At 70.7% G+C, this 16,261-nt stretch carries 15 protein-coding genes; 4 read left to right on the top strand and 11 right to left on the bottom strand.

What is annotated here, in order from left to right; all coding sequences use genetic code 11:
* Nucleotides 1-47 precede the first annotated feature (47 nt).
* The 6 genes from pheT to rpmI form a co-directional block, all read right to left on the bottom strand.
* Nucleotides 48-2,468 carry a phenylalanine--tRNA ligase subunit beta gene (gene pheT / locus Q8W71_RS04300; protein WP_305524099.1) on the bottom strand — a complete coding sequence of 807 codons (2,421 nt, stop codon included), beginning with the start codon at nt 2,466-2,468 and terminating at the stop codon, nt 48-50.
* On the bottom strand, nt 2,465-2,911 hold the full coding sequence (locus Q8W71_RS04295; protein ID WP_305524098.1) for a hypothetical protein: 447 nt from the start codon (nt 2,909-2,911) through the stop codon (nt 2,465-2,467). Before Q8W71_RS04295 ends, pheT begins: the two co-directional genes overlap by 4 nt.
* A gap of 23 nt (nt 2,912-2,934) precedes the next feature.
* A complete protein-coding gene (locus Q8W71_RS04290; RefSeq protein ID WP_305524097.1) occupies nt 2,935-3,219 on the bottom strand; it encodes a hypothetical protein in 285 nt (94 codons plus the stop codon).
* A gap of 66 nt (nt 3,220-3,285) precedes the next feature.
* Nucleotides 3,286-4,368 carry a phenylalanine--tRNA ligase subunit alpha gene (gene pheS, locus Q8W71_RS04285; RefSeq protein ID WP_305524096.1) on the bottom strand — a complete coding sequence of 361 codons (1,083 nt, stop codon included), beginning with the start codon at nt 4,366-4,368 and terminating at the stop codon, nt 3,286-3,288.
* Nucleotides 4,369-4,522: 154 nt separating this feature from the next.
* Nucleotides 4,523-4,900, bottom strand: a complete 378-nt coding sequence (rplT, locus tag Q8W71_RS04280) for a 50S ribosomal protein L20 (protein WP_305524095.1) — start codon at nt 4,898-4,900, stop codon at nt 4,523-4,525.
* Nucleotides 4,901-4,949: 49 nt separating this feature from the next.
* Nucleotides 4,950-5,153 carry a 50S ribosomal protein L35 gene (gene rpmI, locus Q8W71_RS04275; RefSeq protein ID WP_056244427.1) on the bottom strand — a complete coding sequence of 68 codons (204 nt, stop codon included), beginning with the start codon at nt 5,151-5,153 and terminating at the stop codon, nt 4,950-4,952.
* 373 nt (nt 5,154-5,526) lie between these two features.
* On the opposite strand from rpmI, the gene Q8W71_RS04270 reads away from it, so the two are divergent.
* Nucleotides 5,527-6,660 carry a glycosyltransferase family 4 protein gene (locus Q8W71_RS04270; RefSeq protein WP_305524094.1) on the top strand — a complete coding sequence of 378 codons (1,134 nt, stop codon included), beginning with the start codon at nt 5,527-5,529 and terminating at the stop codon, nt 6,658-6,660.
* Between the two features lie 171 nt (nt 6,661-6,831).
* Complete coding sequence (locus tag Q8W71_RS04265) at nt 6,832-9,159, top strand: amylo-alpha-1,6-glucosidase (protein ID WP_370875336.1); 2,328 nt, start codon at nt 6,832-6,834, stop codon at nt 9,157-9,159.
* On the opposite strand, the gene Q8W71_RS04260 is transcribed toward Q8W71_RS04265, so the two are convergent.
* A complete protein-coding gene (locus Q8W71_RS04260; RefSeq protein ID WP_305524093.1) occupies nt 9,110-9,451 on the bottom strand; it encodes a PilZ domain-containing protein in 342 nt (113 codons plus the stop codon). The genes Q8W71_RS04265 and Q8W71_RS04260 overlap by 50 nt on opposite strands.
* A gap of 139 nt (nt 9,452-9,590) precedes the next feature.
* On the opposite strand from Q8W71_RS04260, the gene dapE reads away from it, so the two are divergent.
* Nucleotides 9,591-10,793, top strand: coding sequence for a succinyl-diaminopimelate desuccinylase (gene dapE / locus Q8W71_RS04255; protein ID WP_305524092.1), 1,203 nt, complete (start codon nt 9,591-9,593; stop codon nt 10,791-10,793).
* Here dapE and truA read toward each other — a convergent pair.
* The 4 genes from truA to recR all read right to left on the bottom strand — a co-directional run bounded on the left by truA (nt 10,772) and on the right by recR (nt 13,814).
* Entirely contained in the window at nt 10,772-11,536 is a 765-nt protein-coding gene (truA, locus tag Q8W71_RS04250) for a tRNA pseudouridine(38-40) synthase TruA (protein WP_305524091.1), read from the bottom strand. The genes dapE and truA overlap by 22 nt on opposite strands.
* A 120-nt stretch (nt 11,537-11,656) precedes the next feature.
* Nucleotides 11,657-12,586 (bottom strand): methionyl-tRNA formyltransferase, encoded by a 930-nt coding sequence (gene fmt / locus Q8W71_RS04245; RefSeq protein WP_305524090.1) that lies wholly within the window; start codon nt 12,584-12,586, stop codon nt 11,657-11,659.
* 10 nt (nt 12,587-12,596) lie between these two features.
* Nucleotides 12,597-13,112: a peptide deformylase gene (locus Q8W71_RS04240; RefSeq protein WP_305524089.1), complete on the bottom strand. Its 516-nt coding sequence runs from the start codon at nt 13,110-13,112 to the stop codon at nt 12,597-12,599.
* Between the two features lie 96 nt (nt 13,113-13,208).
* Nucleotides 13,209-13,814 (bottom strand): recombination mediator RecR, encoded by a 606-nt coding sequence (gene recR, locus Q8W71_RS04235; RefSeq protein WP_305524088.1) that lies wholly within the window; start codon nt 13,812-13,814, stop codon nt 13,209-13,211.
* Nucleotides 13,815-14,249: 435 nt separating this feature from the next.
* Between recR and Q8W71_RS04230 the strand changes: the two genes are divergently transcribed.
* The gene (locus Q8W71_RS04230; RefSeq protein WP_305524087.1) at nt 14,250-15,869 is read left to right on the top strand and encodes a phosphoenolpyruvate carboxykinase; all 1,620 of its coding nucleotides are present in this window, start codon (nt 14,250-14,252) and stop codon (nt 15,867-15,869) included.
* The last annotated feature ends 392 nt before the right edge of the window (nt 15,870-16,261 follow it).

Below are 16,261 nucleotides of genomic sequence, written 5' to 3'. Positions count from 1 at the left end.
GCCCCGGCGACCCGCCCGAGGGCGTAGCCCTCCGGACACCCGAACGCTCACATCCGCAGCGTCGCGCCGGTGCGGCGGGAGACCTCGGCGACGATCCTCGCGCTCACCGCCTCGATCTCCGCGTCGGTGAGCGTGCGCTCGACCGGCTGGAGCCGCACCGCGACCGCCACCGATTTCGCGCCCTCCGGCACGCCCGGCCCCTCGTAGAGGTCGAACACCTCGACCCCCGTGACGAGCTTGCGCTCCGCCCCTTGCGCCGCCTTCACGATGTCGCCCGCCGCGACGTCCCGGGGGACGACGAAGGCGAAGTCGCGCGACAGCGGCTGGAACTCGGAGAGCGCCAGCGCCGGCTTCGCCTTGGTCGGCCGGTGCTTGGGCAGGGGCAGGGCGTCGAGGACGATCTCGAAGGCGACGAGGCTGCCCTTGAGATCGAGGGCCTGCATCGTCCGCGGGTGTACCGCGCCGAACCAGCCGACCTCCGTCTTCGGGCCGAACCGCAGCGTGCCCGACCGGCCCGGATGCAGCCACGCGGGCCCCCCCGCCGTGACCTGGAGGCCGCCCGTCGGCACGCCGAGGCTCGCGAGCAGTGCCAGCGCGTCGGCCTTGGCGTCGAACGCGTCGACCGCCTCGATCCCGCCGTCCCAGTGCCGACCGGCGCCGCCGAGTGTCGCCGAGCCGCGGCGCACCCCGGCCGCGCGGGTGCTCTGGCCTTCGGGCTGATCGTTGCCGAAGCACTGGCCGACCTCGAACAGGGCGGCGTCCGGGTAGCCCCGATCGGCGTTGCGCTGGGCGGCGCGCAGCAGCCCCGGGACGAGGCTCGGGCGCATGTCGGACAAATCCGCGGCGATCGGGTTGGCCAGCCGCAGGTCGCCCCCGCCGCCGCCGAACAGCTCCGCGTCGGCCTGCGGGATGAACGACCACGTCACCGCCTCCATCAGGCCGCGCGCGGCCAGCGCCCGCTTGGCGGTGCGGGTGCGCTTCTGCATCGGCGTGAGCAGCGGCCGGCCGACCCCCGCCGGGCGGGGCAGCGGCTTGGCCTCGATCCGGTCGAGGCCGGCGATGCGCACGATCTCCTCGACGAGATCGGCCTTGCCCTCGATGTCGGGTCGCCAGGACGGGGTGAGCACCTTCACCCGGTCGCCGGTGCCGGCCACGTGGAAGCCCAGCGCCTCCAGCGTCACCTTCATCTCGATGCGCGGCAGATCGATGCCGGCGAGCCGCCGCACCTCGGTCCAGGGGAAGTCGACGATCCGCTCGGAATCCGGCACCTCGCCCGCGATGGTCGCCTGGCTCGGCGTGCCGCCGCACAGGTCGAGCACCAGGCGGGTGGCGAGGTCGAGGCCCGGCAGCGTGAAAGCCGGATCCACGCCGCGCTCGAAACGGTAGCGCGCGTCGGTGATGATCCCGAGACGCCGGCCGGAGGCCGCGATATTGGCCGGGTCCCACAGGGCCGACTCGATCAGCACGTCGGTCGTGGTCTCGTCGCAGCCGGACGCCTGCCCGCCCATGATGCCGGCGATCGATTCGGGACCGTTCGCGTCGGCGATGACCACGGTGTCGTCGGTCAGCGCGTGCGTGCGCCCGTCGAGCGCGAGAAGCGTCTCGCCCTCCCGCGCCCGGCGCACGGTGAGGGCGCCGTGGACCTTGGCGGCGTCGAACACGTGCAGCGGCCGCCCGCGGTCGAAGGTGACGTAGTTGGTGATGTCGACGAGCGCGTTGATCGGGCGCAGGCCGATCGCCCGCAGCCGCGCCTGCATCCAGGCGGGCGAGGGGCCGTTCCTCACACCGCGCACCAGCCGGAGGGCGAAGAGCGGGCACAGGCCGCGATCGGCCGGCTCGAAGGCCAACGCGACGGTCACGGGGCAGGCACCCTCGCCGCGCACCGGCGGCAGGGTCTCGCGCTTGAGCACTCCGAGGCCGGCCGCCGCGAGGTCGCGGGCGATGCCGCGGACCGAGGTGCAGTCCGGCCGGTTCGGCGTCAGGTTGATCTCGATCACCGGGTCGTCGAGGCCGGCGTGCCGGGCGTAGGGCACGCCCACGGGCGCGTCGGCGCCGAGATCGAGGATGCCGTCGTGATCCTCGCCGATCCCGAGTTCGGCCCCGGAACAGAGCATGCCGTGACTCTCCACCCCGCGGATCGTCCCGACCGAGAGGGTGATGCCCTTGCCGGGCACGTAGGTGCCCGGCGGCGCGAACACCGAGGTCATCCCCGCCCGCGCGTTCGGCGCGCCGCAGACCACCTGCACGGGCCGACCGTCGCCGGCATCGACCGTGCAGACCCGCAGCCGGTCGGCGTTCGGGTGCTGCTCGGCGGTGAGCACCCGCGCCACCACGTAGGGCGCCAGCGCGGCGGCCTTGTCGGCGATCCCCTCGACCTCGAGGCCGATGCGCGTGAGCGCTTCGGCGATCGCGTCGAGGGACGCTTCGGTGTCGAGGTGGTCCTTGAGCCAGGAGAGGGTGAATTTCATTTTTTTCGGCTCGGGAAGAGAAGATGGATTGCCAGAACTTGCCGATCCGCGTCGTTCAGGTCCTGCATTTTTGCGATGATCTCGCGCGCACGCGCGAGATGCTCCTTTGCCTCGGAAAGCGCAAAGACGTTGCGGCGTGGCGGCGTATAGTCGGCTTTGATCCGCGCTTCCTGCAACTGGATGAAGTCTGTCCCGATAGCGTTGAGACTCGAATTACCCTTCAGGACGTTGCCGTTGAAGGCATTTTTCAAGGTACCATGATCGAGCGCTCGATAGACACGCTCGAACTCGACGCTGTTGGCGTCCTCGCCGGGCAGGATCTGCTGCGCACAATGCCAGAGGAGCCAGTGAAACGCGGCATAGTAAGCCGTACTCACGGCGCGTCGCTTGGCTGCCGAGCTCCGATGATATCTTTCGATCAGCTCATCCGCCTGATCGAGCATACGCTCCATCATTGAGGCCATGGCTAATCGAAGTCCTCGTCTGTCTCTCTCTCCTCGAGCACGTCATTCTTGAGAAGTATGAAGCGGTCCTCGCCGAGGGTGAGCAGTTTTTCGCGGATCGCATGAACGGAATTGAGCAGTGGATCCGGTTTGATCCGCGGTCGGCGTTGATAACGGGCGATGACGCGGATCACGGGGTCTCCGTCGGAGTCGCGGGCGGAAATCGCCTCGGCGCCTTCGAAACCTGCGTCAGGGATGCGGTTGCGGAGAAGGTCGGAAACGATGGTCGTGATCTCTTGATCCGTCATCTGGTCATCACCTCCCGCTAGAACTCTCCGCTGGAGTGGCCGCCGGTCCGACGCACGAGCGAGCGTCTAGCTTGTCAGCCCACCCACCAAGCTCGGCACGTCGAGCGGCCGGAACCCGTAATGGTCGAGCCAGCGGACATCCGCCTCGAAGAACGGCCGCAGGTCCGGCATGCCGTATTTGAGCATGGCGATGCGGTCGAGGCCGACGCCGAAGGCGAAGCCCTGCACCGCGTCCGGATCGAGCCCGCAATTGCGCAGCACGTTCGGGTGGACCATGCCGCAGCCGAGGATCTCCAGCCAGTCGGTGCCCTCGCCGAAGCGGATCTCGCCGCCTTTGCGCGAGCACTGGATGTCGACCTCCGCCGAGGGTTCGGTGAAGGGGAAAAACGACGGGCGGAAGCGCATCTTCACGGCGTCGACCTCGAAGAACGCCCGGCAGAACTCCTCGAGAACCCATTTCAGGTTCGCGATGTTGGCCGCGGTATCGATCACCAGCCCCTCGACCTGATGGAACATCGGGGTGTGGGTCTGGTCGGAATCGTGCCGGTAGGTCCGGCCCGGGATGATCACCCGGATCGGCGGCGCCTTCGCGCGCATGGTGCGGATCTGGACCGGCGAGGTGTGGGTGCGCAGCACCTTGCGCTTGCCCTCCCGGTCGGGCGCCAGGAAGAAGGTGTCGTGCATCTCGCGGGCCGGATGGCCGGGCGGGAAGTTGAGGGCGGTGAAGTTCAACTCGTCCGTCTCGATGTCCGGCCCCTCGGCCACCGAGAACCCCATGTCGGCGAAGATCGCCGTGATCTCGTCGATCACTTGGCTGATCGGGTGGATGCGCCCGCGCGCCTCGGGCGCCTCGCGCACCGGCAGGGTCACATCGACCCGCTCGGAGGCGAGGCGTTCCTCCAGGGCGGCCTCGGCGAGGGCCGCCTTGCGGTCGGCCAGAGCCCCCTGCACCCGGTCCCGCAGGCCGTTGATGAGGGGGCCGCGCGTCTTGCGCGCCTCGGGCGTCATCGCGCCGAGCGTCTTGAGCAGGTCGGAGACGCTGCCCTTCTTGCCGAGCGCGGACACGCGCACGGCGTCGAGGGCGGCCTCGTCGGCGGCCGCCGCGACCTGGGCCAGGAGATCGCGTTCGAGGGTGTCGAGATCGGTCATCGCTGTCTTCGAGAAGGACGGGCGCGGGGCGTGCTCTCGCGCTTCGCGGCCGCGGGCGCAAGGGTGCGGGAGCCGGAGCGCGGGCCGGAAACGACGAAGGCGCGCCGCCCGCCGGGCGCCGCGCCTTCCGTCAGGTCGCGAGGGGGCTTGCGGCTCAGGCGGCCTTGGCCGCGTCGGCCGGCAGGGCGGCCTTGGCCTTCTCGACCACCGCGGCGAAGCTCGCCGGCTCGTGGATGGCGAGTTCCGACAGCGCCTTGCGGTCGACGACGATGCCGGACTTGGCCAGCCCGTCGATGAAGCGCGAGTAGGTCAGGCCGTGCTCGCGGACCGCCGCGTTGAGGCGCTGGATCCAGAGGGCGCGGAAGGTGCGCTTCTTGTTCTTGCGGTCGCGGTAGGCGTATTGCAGCCCCTTCTCGACCGCCTGCTTGGCGATGCGGATCGTATTCTTGCGCCGGCCGTAATAGCCCTTGGCGGCCTTCAGGACTTTCTTGTGCTTTGCGTGACTGGTCACGCCGCGCTTGACGCGGGCCATCGGTTGTCTCCTGGATTCGACTTAAAGCAGGGTCGGCTGTCGTGAAGGATTAGCGCTGGTTAGGCAGGAAATACTTCTTCACGTTGGCGGCGTCGCCCTCGAACAGGGTCGTGGTGCCGCGCAGGTTGCGGATCTGCTTCGTCGTCCGCTTGATCATCCCGTGGCGCTTGCCGGCCTGGGCATACATCACCTTGCCGGTGCCGGTGATCTTGAAGCGCTTCTTGGCGCCCGATTTGGTCTTCAGCTTGGGCATTTGGCTCTCCGATGCGCGAAAACCTCTCAGGCGGTCCGTGAGGACCGGAGGGGTGCGCGATGGTGCTTCTGGTGGAGCAGCATGAACCGCCACGGCAGCCCTTGATCGGCCGGGCGGTTCGACGCGGGGCGGCTTATGGCAGAAACCGGCATCCGCGGCAACGGCTTCGGTCGCGCGCCCATCCGACCCCGCGCGCTGGGCCTTCGCGCGGGGCCTTGCGGGGAATCCGGGGACAGGCGGCGGCGCGGACCGCACCGCACGCGACAGGCGTGCGGTGCAGGAACCATAACCTTGGCCGTCGGTTTCATTCATGTCCCGCTCAGGCCGGCCGGGTTAGAGCCCCGCCAAAGTCGGTCACATCAGGAGACACCTCGTGCGCATTGCCCAGATCGCCCCGTTGTCGGAGGCCGTGCCCCCGAAGTTCTACGGCGGCACCGAGCGCGTCGTCAGTTGGATCACCGAGGAACTCGTCCGCCAGGGCCACGACGTCACGCTGTTCGCCAGCGGCGATTCGCAGACCTCGGCCAAGCTCGCCGCCTGCACGCCGGAGGGCCTGCGCCTGCTGGGCTACCGCGACCACACCGCCAGCCACCTCGCCATGCTACACCAGGTGCATCGCCGCGCGCACGAGTTCGACATCCTGCACTTCCACATCGACCTGCTGCAGTACCCGATGTTCGAGGACCTGAACCACAAGTGCATCACCACGATGCACGGCCGCCTCGACGTGCCGGACTTCATGCCGGTCTACCGCACCTTCACCGGCATGCCGCTGGTGTCGATCTCGGACAACCAGCGGCTGCCGATGCCGCCGAACGTCAACTGGCTGGAGACGATCCACCACGGCCTGCCCTCGCAGAACTGCCCGTACTACCCGGAGGCCAAGGGCGGCTACCTCGCCTTCCTCGGCCGCATCTCCCCCGAGAAGCGCCCCGACCGGGCGATCGAGATGGCGATCCGCTCCGGCACGCCGCTGAAGATCGCCGCCAAGGTCGACAAGGCCGACCAGGAGTACTGGGACGAGGTGATCGAGCCGATGATCCACCACCCGCTGGTGGAGTATATCGGCGAGATCAACGAGGAGCAGAAGAAGGAGTTTCTCGGCAACGCCCTGGCGCTCGCCTTCCCGATCGACTGGCCGGAGCCCTTCGGCCTGGTGATGATCGAGGCGATGTCGGCGGGCACCCCGGTGATCGCGTTCCGCAACGGCTCGGTCCCCGAGGTGATCAAGGACGGCGTCGGCGGCGTGCTGTGCGACAGCATGGATGACGCGGTGGCCGCGGTCGCCAAGGTGAAGGCCATGAGCCGCGCCGGCGTGCGCCGCTACTTCGAGGGCCAGTTCACCGCCGAGTGCATGGTGAAGAAGTACGTCGCGGCCTACGAGGAACTGCTGGCGCGCTCGGCGGAGGTCATCCGCCTGCCGCGGGCGGCCGCCTTCAAGCCGCAGGTCGGCGAGGTCAACGGCTCCGCGCGGCCGGCGATCCCGGTCGCGGCGATGCCGGCCTGAGGCCTGTCCGCCGGGCCGGCGCGGGCCCATACGGGCGGCACCGGGCTCGGCGGCCTTGGGCTTGCGAGACGCCCGCCGCCCGTCCTAGCGTCGCGAGAGCGCCTCGACCGAACGGTCACAGAGGGCCGCGACTCGGTTCAGGCCCACAACGCGCACCCGGAGATGCCCTGCATGGCGGCGGACAAGATGGCGGCTCAGGCCCAAGCGGGCTCGGTTCAGATGCCCCGCGGCTTCCAGGACGCGGACGAGGTGCTGCCGACCTACCACATCGAGGCCCAGACCTCGCTGGTGGAGCGGCCGCTGCGGTCCCTCAAGTTCGGCGAGGCGTTCGGCGTCCTCGACAGCTACGGCGACATCGGCGTGCAGCCGGGACCCGAGGGGCTGTACTTCCAGGACACGCGCTACCTGTCGCGGCTGGAGGTGACGGTGGAGGGGCAGCGCCCGCTGATGCTCTCCTCGGTGATGCAGGACGACAACGGCGCGCTGAGCGTCGACATGACGACCCCCGACATCCGCCTCGACGCCCACGACGAGACCTCGATCCCCCGCGAGACGGTGGCGATCGAGCGCACCAAGTTCCTGTTCCGCGGCACCTGCTACGACCGCATCGGCCTGCGCTCCTACGACGCCAAGCACCGGCGCCTGCGCATCGCCGTGACCTTCGACGCCGATTACCGCGACCTGTTCGAGGTGCGCGGCACCAACCGCACGGAGCGCGGCAAGCGCGGCGTGCAGGTGACGAGCGACCGCGAGGTGCAGTTCCGCTACGTCGGCCTCGACGAGATCGTGCGCACCACCGCCGTGCATTTCGGGCCGACCCCCGACCGCATCGAGCCGGGCCGGGCCGAGTTCGACGTGTCGCTGCCCCCCGGGGGGCGGGTGTCGCTGTTCATCCGCGTGGTGTTCGAGTCGCACCGCGCCTTCACCAAGCCTCCCGCCGCCGACATGGTCGGCGAGGACGCGGCCGCCCGGCTGACGCTCGCCGCCAACGGCGGCGGCCCCGTGCGCCATCCGAAGGGCCTGTCCGAGGGCACGATCTTCGCCCGCGCCTACCGCGACCAGCGCCGCGACCAGCGCGAGATGACCGCCGGGATCACGACGATCATCTCCTCGAACGACCAGTTCAACGAGGGCCTGTGCCGGGCCACCGCCGACCTCTACATGCTGGCGAGCCGCACGCCGGAGGGCATCTACCCCTTCGCCGGCATCCCCTGGTACTCCACCGTGTTCGGTCGCGACGGCATCATCACCGCGATGATGGCCCTGTGGATCGACGCGAAGTTCGCCCGCGGCGTCCTGCGCTACCTCGCCGCCACCCAGGCCAAGACGGTCGACCCGGCCGCCGACGCCCAGCCCGGCAAGGTGCTGCACGAGACCCGCCGCGGCGAGATGGCGATGCTCGGCGAGGTGCCGTTCCGGCACTATTACGGCACCATCGACGGCACGCCGCTCTTCGCGATGCTGGCCTGGGAATACTACGCCGTCTCCGGCGACATGGAGACGATCCGCGCCGTGTGGCCGGCGCTGGAACTGGCGCTCGCATGGATGGACCGCTACGGCGACCGCGACGGGGACGGCTTCGTCGAGTACGCCCGCGACACCGACAAGGGGCTGGAGAACCAGGGCTGGAAGGACAGCCACGATTCGATCTTCCACGCCGACGGCCACCTCGCCAAGGGGCCGATCGCCCTGTGCGAGGTCCAGGGCTACGTCTACGCGGCCAAGCACGGCATCGCCAAGCTCGCCCGCCTGCTCGGGGACGACGTGACGGCCGACCGGCTGGCGAGCGAGGCCGAAGCGCTGCGGGAGCGGTTCGACGCGGCGTTCTGGAACGAGGAACTCGGCACCTACGCGCTGGCCCTCGACGGCGCGAAGAAGCAGTGCGCCGTGCGCTCGTCGAACGCCGGCCACGCCCTGTTCACCGGCATCGCCAAGCCGGAGCGCGCCGCGCGCGTCGCCGAGACGCTGCTGTGCAAGGACGGGTTCAACGGCTGGGGCGTGCGCACGATCGCGCAGGGCGAGGCGCGCTACAACCCGATGTCCTACCACAACGGCTCGATCTGGCCGCACGACAACGCGCTGATCGCCATGGGGCTCGCCCGCTACGACCGGAAGGCCGAGGCCGCGCGCATCTTCCAGGGAATGTTCGACACCGCCCTCTACCAGGACCAGAAGCGGCTGCCGGAGCTGTTCTGCGGCTTCACCCGGCGGCGCCAGCGCGGGCCGGTCTCCTACCCCGTGGCGTGCAGCCCGCAGGCCTGGGCGGCGGCGGCGCCGTTCGCGTTCCTGGCCGCCTGCCTCGGGCTCGAACTCGACCACGACCGCAACCGCGTCCGGCTGAACAACCCGATCCTCCCGGCCTTCCTCGACGGCGTGACCCTGTACAACGTCAGGCTCGGCGCCTCGCGGGTCGACCTGCGCTTCCAGCGCCACGCCGACGACGTGACGGTCAGCGTGGTCCGCCGAGTCGGTGATGTTCAGGTAGTGATGACCAAGTAGCCGCCTCCGGCATCGAGACGTCGAGCATCACCCCGGCCTCGTCGCCGGACTGCCAGATCCGGCGCATCGGGAAGGGATTGTCGAAGCCCGGGACGGTCAACGGGAACGCGGCGGTGAGCGTGTACCGCCGCGACAGCGAGAGACGCGCGCCGGAGAGGGAGATGTCGCGGATCACGCAGGCCGCGTTCTCCCCGTCCGGCAGGCGGATCGTGGCGGGAATCATCGTCTGCCTGCGCGGGTGCCCGCGATGCTCGGAAAAGTTGAGTCCGTTCGTGCCAGTTGCAGTGCCCATCGCCGCGATGTCTTGAATGCTCTGATGGCAACAGACTAGGGCCGGTGCTTTCCGGTTGCAACGCGAGACGCTGAATTATGCGCAACCAAAGCTTGATGTGCGAAGTTTTCGATCGAACCGGACAGAATACGTATACGCCATGGAAACCGTGACATCGCCCGAAGACCGGTCCGGCTCGCCGCCCTCCGATGCGGTCGGCTTGACGCGGGCGCTGATCCGCTGCCCCTCGGTGACGCCCGCCGAGGGCGGCGCGCTCGCCCTGATCGCCCGCGTCCTGGGCCGGGCGGGCTTCTCGGTCGCGCGGCCGGCCTTCGCCGAGCCGGGCAGCCCGGAGGTCGAGAACCTCTACGCCCGCATCGGCACGGGCGCGCCCTGCCTCGTCTTCGCCGGCCACACCGACGTGGTCCCGGCCGGGGAGGGAGCGTGGCGGCACGATCCCTTCGCCGGGGCGGTGGAGGACGGGATGCTCTACGGCCGGGGCGCCGTCGACATGAAGGGCGGGCTCGGCTGCATGCTCGCGGCGGCGCTCGCCTTCCTCGACCGCCGCGGCCCGGACTTTCCCGGCTCGATCGCCTTCCTGATCACCGGCGACGAGGAGGGGCCGGCGATCAACGGCACCGTCAAGCTGCTCGCCTGGGCGCGCGACCGCGGCGAGCGCTTCGACCATTGCCTGCTCGGCGAGCCGACGAACCCCGCCGCCTTGGGCGAGATGATCAAGATCGGCCGGCGCGGCTCGCTCACCGGCCGGCTCACGGTGCACGGCCGCCAGGGCCACGTCGCCTACCCGCACAAGGCCGAGAACCCGATCCCCGGCCTGCTGCGGCTGGCCTCGGCGCTGGTCGCCGCGCCGCTGGACGGCGGCACCCGGCACTTCGACGCCTCGAACCTCGAATTCACGACGATCGATGTCGGCAACCCCGCCACCAACGTCATCCCGGCGAGCGCCCGGGCGACCTTCAACGTCCGCTTCAACGACGACTGGACCGCCGAGACGCTGGGCGCCGAGATCCGGCGGCGGCTGGAGGCGGCGGCCGGCAACGCCGTGCGCTTCACCCTCGACCTCCAGCCCTCGAATTCACCGGCCTTCCTGACGCGGCCCGACGGCTTCGTCGACCTCGTGACCGCGGCGATCCGGGCCGAGACCGGCCTCACGCCGGTCCTCTCGACGACGGGCGGCACCTCGGACGCCCGGTTCATCAAGGATCACTGCCCGGTGATCGAGTTCGGCCTCGTCGGCGAGACCATGCATCAGGTCGACGAGTGCGTGGCCGTGGCCGACCTGGAACGGCTCGCCGCGATCTACGGGCGCGTGCTCGACGCCTACTTCCCGATCTCGTCGTAGTCCACGCGCACGAAGGTCAGCCCCGCCGCCGGCGCCAGCGGCCCGCAGCGCCTCTTGTCCCCGGAGGCGAGGATGTCCGACAGCGCGTCCGGCGACAGGCGCCCGCTGCCGGCGAGCATCAGCGTGCCGACCATCGCCCGCACCTGGTGGTGCAGGAACGAACGGGCGCTCGCCGCCACCACGATCTCCGCGTGCAGGCCCATCGTCGCGCGGGCGACGTCGAGCCGCTCCAGGGTCCGCACCGGGCTCTTGGCCTGGCACTCCGCGGCGCGGAACGCCGAGAAGTCGTGGCGGCCGACGAGGCGCTGGGCGGCCGCGTGCATCGCGTCCGCATCGAGAGCCCACGGCACCTGCCAGACATGGGCGCGGGTCAGCGCCGCCGGGCTGCGGCGGTTGAGGATGCGGTAGCGGTAGTGCCGCCGGATCGCCGAGTGCCGGGCGTCGAAGGTGTCCGGGACGATTTCGGCCGACAGGATCGCGACCGGCTGCGGCCGCAGGTGCGCGTTCAGCGCGTCGCGCACCGTGTCGGTCCGCCACTCCCTGTCGAGGTCGAGATGGGCCACCTGCCCGATCGCGTGCACGCCCGCGTCGGTGCGCCCGGCGCAGGTCAGGCGGCCCGGCTGCCCGGAGAAGCGCAGCACCGCCGCCTCGATCGCCCCCTGGACGGTCGGGTCGTCCGCCTGCCGCTGCCAGCCGCAGAACGGGGCGCCGTCGTACTCGATGACGAGCTTGTAGCGGGGCATGTCAGCGCCGCACCGCCATGTCCTGAGGCCGGGCTCCCCTCTCCCGACCCTCGCTCACGCAAAGGGCGCCCATTGGGCCACCCTCCCCCGCAGAGGGGGGAGGGAAGGCGCTCATCGCTCTCATCCGAGCCTTGCACCTAGCGCGAGCCGCGCACCGCGCACGAACTCCGCCCCCGAGGCGCTGCCGCCCTTGCCGGCCCGGCGCAGTTCGAGGAGCCGCACCGCCCCCGACCCGCAGGCGACCGTGCCCTCCGTGTCGATGAGCGCGCCGGCCGCCCCCGATGCCTCCGCCACGGCCGCCCGCAGCACCTTCACCCGCTCCGGTCCCTTGCCGGCGTCGATCTCGAAGAACGCGCCGGGGAACGGCGACAGGCCGTTGATCCGCGCCGCGACCTCGGCGGCGGGTCGGCCCCAGTCGATCCGCGCCTCGTCGTTGGTGATCTTGTGGGCGTAGACGACTCCCGCGGCGGGCTGCGGCGTGAAGCGCAGCGTCCCGGCGTCGAGGTCCCGCAGCGCCCGGGCCATCAGGTCGGCGCCGAGCGGCATCAGCGCGTCGTGCAGCGCGCCGGCCGTCGTCCCGGGCGCGATCGGCACCCGGGCCTCCAGCGCCACCGGTCCGGTGTCGAGGCCCGCCTCCATCCGCATCACGCCGACGCCGCTCTCGGCGTCGCCCGCCATCACCGCGCGCTGGATCGGCGCGGCGCCGCGCCAGCGCGGCAGCAGCGAGCCGTGCAGGTTCAGGCAGCCGTGCCGGGGCAGGTCGAGGATGGCTTGCGGCAGCAGCATCCCGTAGGCGACCACCACCGCCACGTCGGCGGCGTGCGCGGCGAAGCTCTCGGCCGCCTCCGGCGTCCTCAGGCTGGCGGGCGTCAGCACCGGCAGGCCGAGCGTGTCGGCGAGCGCCTGGACCGGCGAGGGCCGCAGGCTCATGCCCCGCCCGGCGCGCGCGGGCGCGCGGGTGTAGACCGCGGCGATCCTGTGCCCGTCGCCCGCGAGCCGCGCGAGCGTCGGCACGGCGAAGTCCGGGGTGCCCATGAAGACGACGCGCATCGCGAAAAACTCAGGCCGCGTCGCGCTTGGCCGCCTTGGCGAACTTCTTGATCACCCGGTCGCGCTTGAGCTTCGACAGGTGGTCGATGAACAGCACGCCGTTGAGGTGGTCGATCTCGTGCTGGAGGCAGGTGGCGAGCAGGCCGTCCGCCTCGATCTCCTGCTCGGCGCCGTCGAGGTCGCGGAACCGGACCCGCACCCGGTCCGGCCGCTCGACCTCGCCGTAATATTCGGGGATCGACAGGCAGCCCTCGTCGTAGACGCGCTTCTCCTGCGACGACCAGACGATCTCGGGGTCGATGAACACCCGCGGGGCGCGGGCATTCTCCTCCTTCGACGTGTCGATGGTCACGACCCGCTTGGCCACACCCACCTGGATCGCCGCGAGCCCGACGCCCGGCGCGTCGTACATCGTCTCGAACATGTCGGCCACGAGCGTCCGGATCTCGGCCGTCACCGCGCCCACCGGCTCCGAGACGAGGCGCAGCACGGGGTCGGGCAGGATGACGAGGGGACGGATGGTCATGGCGGGCACCGGCGGGGCGGGCACCCGCGAGAGACGCGCCGGGCCCGGGACATCCTTGGGCATATGGCGCCGCCCGGGGCCGGTCAAATGCGCGCGTCAGAAGGCGGTGCGGCTGCGGATCGCGGCCGAGAGCGTGCCCTCGTCGAGGTAGTCGAGCTCGCCGCCCACCGGCACCCCGTGGGCGAGGCGCGTCACCGTGAGCCCGAGATGGCGGATCGACTCGGTGACGTAGTGGGCCGTGGTCTGGCCGTCGACGGTGGCGTTGAGCGCCAGGATGATCTCCTTCACCGCCGGGTCGCTCGCCCGCTCGACGAGGCGGGCGATGTTGAGGTGCTCGGGCCGGACCCCGTCGAGCGCCGAGAGCACGCCGCCGAGCACGTGGTAGCGCGCCTTCACCGCCCCCGAGCGCTCCAGCGCCCAGAGGTCCGACACGTCCTCGACCACGACGAGGGTGGAGGGATCGCGCGTCCCGTCGCAGCAGATCGTGCACGGCTCCGAGGTGTCGACGTTGCCGCAGGAGGAGCAGACCACGATCCGCTCGGCCGCCACCCGCATCGCCTCGGCCAGCGGCCCGAGCAGGGTGTCGCGCTTCTTGATGAGCTGGAGCGCCGCGCGGCGCGCCGAGCGGGGGCCGAGGCCGGGCATCCGCGCCAGGAGCTGGATCAGGCGCTCGATCTCGGGGCCGGCGACGGCTTGTGGCATCGGGACTCTGCGTCGGACGTGAAGGTGAGCCGGGCATAGAGGGCGGCCGGCCGCGTGGGAACCGGATCCGCGACCGCGGCGGCTGCGCCGGTCCGCAGCGCGAGGTCGCAGGTCGTCCGTGACGATATAGGCAGTCCCGGTCGCTCGTGCGCGCCGCCGTTCAGGTTACCGACAGCCGCCGGCTCTCACATTCGCGACTGCGGGGCCACATCTGTGGAGTAACGGTCCACCCTCGGATTGCGGCAGCGCGGCAAAGCCCATATTGACGGCGACGCTTCGCTGCCTAACCAGCGCGGCACGACGGCCCGGGAACGGAGATCCTGCGTGCGGCGGTCCTGTACGACCGCACGGACGTTGCCCGGCTCTTCTCCGGACGAGGGAATCGTCCGGACTGCATCATGGCGCGGCGCGAACAGGGGCCCGGGAGATACGCTCGTGACTGACATCGGTGATCGCAACGCGGCCCACGGCGCCGCGGAGGCCGGATTCCGCGCCCTCAAGACCGTGTACTGGAACCTGGAGGCCCCGCGGCTCTACGAGGAGGCGCTGGGCCGCAAGGAGGGCCAGCTCGCCAAGGGCGGGGCGCTGGTCGCCACCACCGGCAGCCACACCGGCCGCTCGCCCAAGGACAAGTTCGTGGTCCGCGACGCTTCCACCGAGACCGAGGTCTGGTGGGACAACAACGGCGCGATCACCCCGGAGCAGTTCGCCACGCTGCACGCGGACTTCCTCAAGCACGCCGAGGGTAAAGAGCTGTTCGCCCAGGACCTCTACGGCGGCGCCGACCCGGCCCACCGCGTCAAGGCGCGGATCTACACCGAGTTCGCGTGGCACTCGCTGTTCATCCGCAACCTGCTGATCCGGCCGGACCGCTCCGAGATCCCGTCCTACGTGCCGGACCTGACGATCATCGACCTGCCGAGCTTCCAGGCCGACCCGGCCCGGCACGGCTGCCGCTCGAAGACGGTGATCGCCATCGACTTCACCAAGAAGATCGTCCTCATCGGCGGCTCGGCCTACGCGGGCGAGATGAAGAAGTCGGTCTTCACCTACCTGAACTACATCCTGCCCGGCCAGGGCGTGATGCCGATGCACTGCTCGGCCAACGCGGCGCTCGACGCCAACGGCGGCTCGGCGATCTTCTTCGGTCTGTCCGGCACCGGCAAGACCACCCTGTCCAACGACTCCTCCCGCCAGTTGCTCGGCGACGACGAGCACGGCTGGTCGAACGAGGGCATCTTCAACTTCGAGGGCGGCTGCTACGCCAAGACCATCCGCCTGTCGCGCAACGCCGAGCCCGAGATCTACGCCACCACCGAGCGCTTCGGCACGGTGATGGAGAACGTGATCATCGATCCCGTGAGCCGCGCCCCGGACTTCGACGACGCCTCGCTCACCGAGAACACGCGCTGCGCCTACCCGCTCGACTTCATCGCCAACGCGAGCGGCACGGGCCGGGCCGGGCACCCGAAGAACATCGTCATGCTGACCTGCGACGCGTTCGGCGTGATGCCGCCGATCGCCAAGCTGACCGGCGCCGAGGCGATGTACCACTTCCTCTCGGGCTACACCGCCAAGGTGGCCGGCACCGAGCGCGGCCTGACCGGCCCGGAGGCGACGTTCTCGACCTGCTTCGGCGCGCCGTTCATGCCGCGGCACCCGAGCGCCTACGGCAACCTGCTGCGCGACCTGATCGCCAAGCACAGCGTCGATTGCTGGCTCGTCAACACCGGCTGGACCGGCGGCGGCGTCGGCACCGGCCGCCGCATGCCGATCCGCGTCACCCGCCGCCTGCTCGCCGCCGCGCTGGACGGCTCGCTCTCGGCCGCCGAGTTCCGCCGCGACCCGTATTTCGGCTTCGCGGTGCCGGTGGCGGTCCCGGGCGTCGAGCCGCACATCCTGCAGCCGGTCAAGACCTGGGCGAACAAGGGCGCCTTCGTCGAGACCGCGGCCCGGCTGGTGAAGATGTTCGAGGACAACTTCAAGCGGTTCGAGACCCACGTCGATGCCGACGTGCGCGCCGCCGGCCCGAGCGCCCAGGCCATCGCCGCCTGATTTTTTTCGAGGTTTGGGGCGGCGGGTCTCGGGGCCTGCCGCCCCTTCTCTATCGGATGATGCGAAAGCCAGCGGGCTCTCCCTCCCCCCTCTGCGGGGGAGGGTGGCCCGGCCGTCAGGCCGGGTCGGGAGAGGGGAGCCCGGCTTCAGGACAGTCGCTGCGGTCGATGCCGAGCGCCCCCTCCGGCACCGGCGCTCCCCTCACCCGATCCCCTTCGGGGGCCACCCTTGTATCTAGGAGGCGGCCCTGTGATGTGCTGAGATTGGGCTGCGCCGGGTGGGGTGGCCACCCCACCCGGCGCGCGGCGTTTGGCGCCCGCCCACCCTCCGGCCACAACCGTGGGAGAGCTTTGGGACCGAACGCCGCCTCGTCACGCACGACCGGACAGTCG

Source organism: Methylobacterium amylolyticum (assembly GCF_030700245.1).
GTDB lineage: Bacteria > Pseudomonadota > Alphaproteobacteria > Rhizobiales > Beijerinckiaceae > Methylobacterium.
This window is presented reverse-complemented; position numbering and strand designations above follow the sequence as displayed.